Genomic DNA, 5486 nt, shown 5'->3' with positions numbered 1-5486 from the left:
TTTTCAAAGACCAATTTCTTTTGCGCCGTTCCTGGCGACTCTTAATACTATATCAGGTATTTTGATTTTTGTCAACACTTTTTTTGAAAAAATATTATTCGTCGAATCCGTTAACTTCAGAAACAACTCTTCAGATTATAACAACTTTTAAAAACATTGTCAAGTGTTTTTTTCTTTGTCGCATATCAACGACGACTTTTACTACTATAACAGATTTCAATTAATAGGTCAATACTTTTTTATAATAAATTATTGTCAATATATCGTTATACATACCTATTTTTAAATAAATTATTTATCTTATACTTATTTTTTATATTTGTTTAATAAAAATCTTTTTCAAATTATTTAAATCCCTAATATAATCCTTCTTTATACTCCTATTATAAATTACTGCTGCTGGATGATATAAAGGATATATGGTATATTTTTTATTATGTATATCTTTATTCAATACTTTTCCATGATATTTACCAATAGTTAAATTATTATTTTCTATTATAGTCTTAAAGGGTACATTTCCTAATGGAATAATAATTTTAGGATCTATTATTGATATCTCTTTAAATAGATACGCCTTAAATTCTTCTATTTCATCTTTATTTGGAGTACGGTTAATCTCATTTCCTGTCTTTTTATTTATTTTTGTAGGTCTATATTTTACTGTATTGGTTATATAAATGTCTTCCCTATCAATTTCTAATATATCTAAAAATTCATTAAGATATTTACCAGCAGCCCCAACGAAAGGTTTGCCTTTAATCACCTCGTTTTTTCCAGGAGCTTCTCCTACTAATACTATTTTACTATCAACAGATCCATTTCCTAAAACTAACTTTTCATTATATTTTTTTTCTAATATATTATTAAGTTCTTTTATCTTATTTATTTTATTCATAAAGTTTCTCCTATTCTACATATAATTTTAATATATTTATATATTATTGTCTTTAATCTTGTCAAATATAAATGATACTTTTAACTCTAAGGAGGACTATAAATGACTTCACCAATAATATTATTTTGCTTAGGATTATTCCTTATTATCAAAGGAGGAGACTATTTTACAGATTCTTCAATAAATATAGCCAGAATATCCAATCTCCCAGAAGTATTTATAGGAGCAACCATAGTAAGTATAGCTACTACTACACCAGAAGCTATTGTATCTATAACTGCTTCCTTTAAAAATTATACAGAAATGAGCATAGGTAATGCAATCGGATCAATTATATGTAATACAGGGCTAGTTCTTGGAATAACCAATATTATCAGACCTAGTAAGGTTAAAGGAAAATTTATTAAATTAAAATCTTTAACGCTTATTATATTTACATTCATATTCTTTATATTATCTGTAGATAGATTAATTGATAATATTAATGCCGGATTACTATTACTTCTTGTATTAGTTTATATAGTATTTGATTCATTAGTTATCAAACATAAAAAAACTCAATCAATCAAAAATTATTATACTCCCATATCAAGAAAAGAATATACTAAAATTTTTCTTCTATTTGTAGTGGGCATTATGGGAATCTCTATAGGTTCAAATTTATTGATTAATAATGGAATAATTATAGCTAAATTCATAGGTGTACCTGAAGCAGTTATAAGTCTGACATTTATTGCATTAGGTACTTCTTTGCCTGAACTTACAACAGCCATAACCGCTATCAAAAAGGGACATCCTTCTTTATCTGTAGGAAATATTATTGGAGCAAATATATTAAATTTATCCTTAGTATTAGGTGCCGCAGGATTGATTAACCCTCTTAATATCACAGAACAAAACATATATCTAGACTTTCCTGTATTCTTTATAATGATAAGTATATTAAGCTTATCTTGTATTATTAAAGGTAAAATTAATAAAATAATTGGTGCTTTATTATTCATTATCTATATTATATACTTAATTACTCTTTATTTCTTTTATATGGTTTAATAAAAATATATAATAAATAATTTGATGTAATTGTTTTATAATTAAACAGGTAAAATACGTAAACCACAAGTTGCCATATATTTATTATGACTCAACAATATTCCCTATAGCATTCTTATAAATCCTCATTAAATATTCTAATTCATCCTCATCTGGTACTTGAATAGTTTTAAAATATCTAAACCCTAACTTTTCGTAGGCTCCTTCTCATACTCTATAGTACTGGATTTATCAAAAATGGCAACATCTATATCTCTAGAATTAACTTTATTTAATCCATGTAATTTACCCCATACAATATCTCTTATAGCACCTGCACCAATAATTCCTTTGTTAATAACCCTGTCCCAATTCCTAAATCAAGAATTCTAACTTCTTGATTTACTTTAATTAAACTATGTACATACCCTAAAACATTATAATACCACTCAAATGGAGGATAGCCTTGGCTATATTTTTCAATTGATTCGTCCTATTCTCCTGATCATCCATCAGATTCTTTATTATTTAACATCAAATATCGCCCAAAGTCATTTTCATAATTTCAACTCTGTTATAATTTTTTAACCAAGTGAACATTACCTTCTATTCTTTTAGATTCAGTATAACCATTCTTTTTGTATAAATTAATTGCTTTACTCCAACCTTCTGTAGTTTCTAAAACAATTTTATTATATCCTTTTTCTTTAGCTACTTTTTCTAATCCTTTTAATATTACAGTAGCAACCCCTTTTCTTCTATATTCTTTTTTTACACTCATTCTTACTATTCTACCTGTATATCTATCTTCTTCAATTAAACCACCTGTACAAATTAAGTCATCTTCATATAATCCAATTAAAAATGTCTCCCCTTTTCCTATATAATTTTGCATAAGATTATTTAAATCAAGATTTTTATTTCCATTATAATTAGCAAAATATTCACTTAGTCCCTCAATAATAAGAGTTTTAGCTTCCATTTCAGTATTATCACTTAAACCTTTAATTTTTATATCATTAATTATATAATCTAATCTCTCCACTATTTTCACCTCTCATCAATATGAACTTTTTAACATAAATACTATCTTTTAATCCTTCATATAATAAAATATTATAATTCTTCCACTCTCATAAGCCATTCATTAGTTAATGAATTAAACATTTCCTCTTGTTCAATCTGCAAATTATGTCCTGCTCTATCTAGCACAGCAAAAGTTCCTCTTGGATAATTTTCTAATATACTCCATGCATCTATATAACCAACACAAGAATCTTGTCTTCCTAATATTATAAGAGCAGGTTTATTAAATTTTTCATTTAATTTATCAACATCAAATGAAAATTCATACCCATTTTCTTGTATGTTTTCTAAAAACTTATCATCTGCCATCTTAATACCAGATACTATTTCATTTTTATATCTTTCATAGATTTTCTCACTTTGAACCACCGCCATAGAATTAAAATCTTCTACATCCTCTGGTGATAGCTTAGATAATAACTTATTGTCTTTTACTAAAACAACATGTCCAGGAACATTTCGTTTTTCATTATCAGCTATTATAACTGGACAAATTAATGAAACGCCATCTACCCTTTTTGCAATTTTATAGATTATTCCTCTGGATAAATAACCACCATATGACTCCCCCACAAGTAGGAAATTTTCATTTGGAATAATTTTTTCAATAAATTTAATAACAATATCAAGCATAACATCCGAATCTGTAATCCATTCTGCACTCTCTGATTTTCCCATACCGGGTAAATCAATATATATTCTTTTATAACCGTCTTTGGAACTAAATACAGGCTCCATACATCCAGTCATTAATCTGTGGTCTGGAGAATAACCGTGTATAATAATAATTGGCTTTCCTTTACCTTTTACTTCATAATTTATAGTTATATCTTTTATCTTACATTGCATTTTTTCCCCTCCTTTAATCTTTATATAATAACTCCAAATAGTATTCCATATGTTACTATTTTACATGACGTGACCGTATTTGCGACGTCCATTCACCTAGTCATACCTAGCTTGGTGAATGGATATGCTTTGACAGTCTTTTAATATCAAAGTGAACTTGAGTACCTTGTTATGAGACGTTTTTTACTTAATCAATTATAATAATTTCTCAATTGTTTCAATTATTATATATGTTTTAGTTTATAATTCTTTTTTGTAGGTTCATATTTAATTCTATATCGTTTCACACATATACACTCCTATAGACTTATTCATAGGCTGTCCAATTTTTTGAGAATAACCATACTCCTTAACTTTATCTTTCATTTGTTCGTATTCTTTTTTCATTATCAATAATTTCTCCAAGTCTTCTTCAAACTCTTTCATTAATATTGTCATATCTGCTTGTACACTTTTTATGCTATCTTTAAATTGATTTGATGATTGTTAAAATAATCTTTTTTTGTTATATGCTCTTTATGAAAGGATAACTGCATTTTAAAACTTTCATTCTGTGTTAGGTCTTTCTCCAACTTAATTCTATTTTCTTTATTGTGATTACCATGTAAAAACTCTTCAAATATTTTAATTACAGAAAAATCAGCACTTATATGCATTATATAACCTCCACTATAATTTTTTGCATTTCGTATAACATTCCGGCTGTATGTGACGTTTTTACGGTTGCGATAAGGGAACTGCGTAGCAGTTCCAGCAACCGCAAAAATGTGGGTGGAGTGAGCGTGGGAGGCGAAGCCGACCTAGCGAACGGAACCCCGAGGCGCTTTAGCGCCGAAGCACATACAGACCTGTTAAGCGAAGTACGGGCGTACACCATTTATTTACCTTTATGTTTTATTAATTTATTTGTTCAATTTCCACCATATAGTTTCTTCTTCTCTATATTTTTTGAAACCGCACCTTTCTAATACCTTTTGTGATGGTATATTTTCTATTTCTGTTTCAGCAATTACTGTATCTATTTTATCGTTACTTAATGCCAATTCACAAAATATCTTTATAGTTTCTGTCATATATCCATTATGTTCATAATTTTTTCCCAATCCATAACCTATTTCGATTTCTTTTGATTCATTTGGAATGTTCTTAAAATCTATCGATCCTACTACTTTTCTGTCCATTTTTCTTATAATAAACCAAAAACTATGATACATATAATTTTCAGGATCATTTTCAATAATTTTTATTTGATTATTTATTATATTCAAGAATTCACTCTCTATTGGTTCCGCGTCATATTTACAGTCTAATTCCGTTTCAAGCATTAAAATATTATTAACACATAATTTTAATTGAGATAATGTTAATAATTTTATATACAATCTTTCCGTTTCTAATTCTGATGAGTTTTTTATTTCATTCAACATTTTTGCCCCCTTTTAAACATTTTTCTCATCTTATATTAATGTTCAATTTATGTTAATTCCTATTTTATTATCATTACAGTATAATTTTTTATACATATTATATTTTCAACAGATATTAGCCCGTATTTCACCGTCACCATAGAGCCGATGGTTACCCATCGCCCCTGGCACAGATCCCAGCTTGCGGATTTCCC

8 protein-coding genes are annotated in these 5486 nt (G+C 27.6%); 1 reads left to right on the top strand and 7 read right to left on the bottom strand.

Annotation, left to right across the window (positions count from 1 at the left end; translation table 11 throughout):
• Positions 1-313: 313 nt before the first annotated feature.
• Positions 314-898 (bottom strand): uracil-DNA glycosylase, encoded by a 585-nt coding sequence (locus tag GOQ29_RS01030; RefSeq protein WP_203370550.1) that lies wholly within the window; start codon positions 896-898, stop codon positions 314-316.
• 102 nt (positions 899-1000) lie between these two features.
• Here GOQ29_RS01030 and GOQ29_RS01025 point away from each other — a divergent pair, with 102 nt between their 5' ends.
• Positions 1001-1951: a calcium/sodium antiporter gene (locus GOQ29_RS01025; protein WP_203370548.1), complete on the top strand. Its 951-nt coding sequence runs from the start codon at positions 1001-1003 to the stop codon at positions 1949-1951.
• 185 nt (positions 1952-2136) lie between these two features.
• Here the strand turns inward: GOQ29_RS01025 and GOQ29_RS14920 are convergent, their stop codons facing one another.
• The 6 genes from GOQ29_RS14920 to GOQ29_RS00995 form a co-directional block, all read right to left on the bottom strand.
• On the bottom strand, positions 2137-2274 hold the full coding sequence (locus GOQ29_RS14920) for a nucleotidyltransferase family protein (protein WP_350445951.1): 138 nt from the start codon (positions 2272-2274) through the stop codon (positions 2137-2139).
• 230 nt (positions 2275-2504) lie between these two features.
• A complete protein-coding gene (locus tag GOQ29_RS01015; protein ID WP_203370546.1) occupies positions 2505-2975 on the bottom strand; it encodes a GNAT family N-acetyltransferase in 471 nt (156 codons plus the stop codon).
• Positions 2976-3046: 71 nt separating this feature from the next.
• On the bottom strand, positions 3047-3865 hold the full coding sequence (locus GOQ29_RS01010; protein WP_203370544.1) for an alpha/beta fold hydrolase: 819 nt from the start codon (positions 3863-3865) through the stop codon (positions 3047-3049).
• Between the two features lie 273 nt (positions 3866-4138).
• Complete coding sequence (locus GOQ29_RS01005; protein WP_203370542.1) at positions 4139-4303, bottom strand: hypothetical protein; 165 nt, start codon at positions 4301-4303, stop codon at positions 4139-4141.
• Positions 4304-4320: 17 nt separating this feature from the next.
• Positions 4321-4521, bottom strand: a complete 201-nt coding sequence (locus GOQ29_RS01000) for a hypothetical protein (RefSeq protein WP_203370540.1) — start codon at positions 4519-4521, stop codon at positions 4321-4323.
• Positions 4522-4767: 246 nt separating this feature from the next.
• Entirely contained in the window at positions 4768-5292 is a 525-nt protein-coding gene (locus GOQ29_RS00995) for a GNAT family N-acetyltransferase (RefSeq protein WP_203370538.1), read from the bottom strand.
• Positions 5293-5486 lie beyond the last annotated feature (194 nt).

The organism is Anaeromonas gelatinilytica, from assembly GCF_016820635.1.
Classification (GTDB): Bacteria; Bacillota; Clostridia; order Tissierellales; family SIT17; genus Anaeromonas; species Anaeromonas gelatinilytica.
The sequence above is the reverse complement of the archived record's forward strand: the minus strand, read 5'-3'. Positions and strand labels throughout refer to the sequence as shown.

What these genes read in the sequence shown, in the direction of transcription:
- GOQ29_RS01010 (WP_203370544.1), bottom strand. Translation starts at nt 3,865, where the DNA reads ATGCAATGTAAGATAAAAGATATAACTATAAATTATGAAGTAAAAGGT.
- GOQ29_RS01030 (WP_203370550.1), bottom strand. Translation starts at nt 898, where the DNA reads ATGAATAAAATAAATAAGATAAAAGAACTTAATAATATATTAGAAAAA.
- GOQ29_RS01000 (WP_203370540.1), bottom strand. Translation starts at nt 4,521, where the DNA reads ATGCATATAAGTGCTGATTTTTCTGTAATTAAAATATTTGAAGAGTTT.
- GOQ29_RS01025 (WP_203370548.1), top strand. Translation starts at nt 1,001, where the DNA reads ATGACTTCACCAATAATATTATTTTGCTTAGGATTATTCCTTATTATC.
- GOQ29_RS01005 (WP_203370542.1), bottom strand. Translation starts at nt 4,303, where the DNA reads ATGACAATATTAATGAAAGAGTTTGAAGAAGACTTGGAGAAATTATTG.
- GOQ29_RS00995 (WP_203370538.1), bottom strand. Translation starts at nt 5,292, where the DNA reads ATGTTGAATGAAATAAAAAACTCATCAGAATTAGAAACGGAAAGATTG.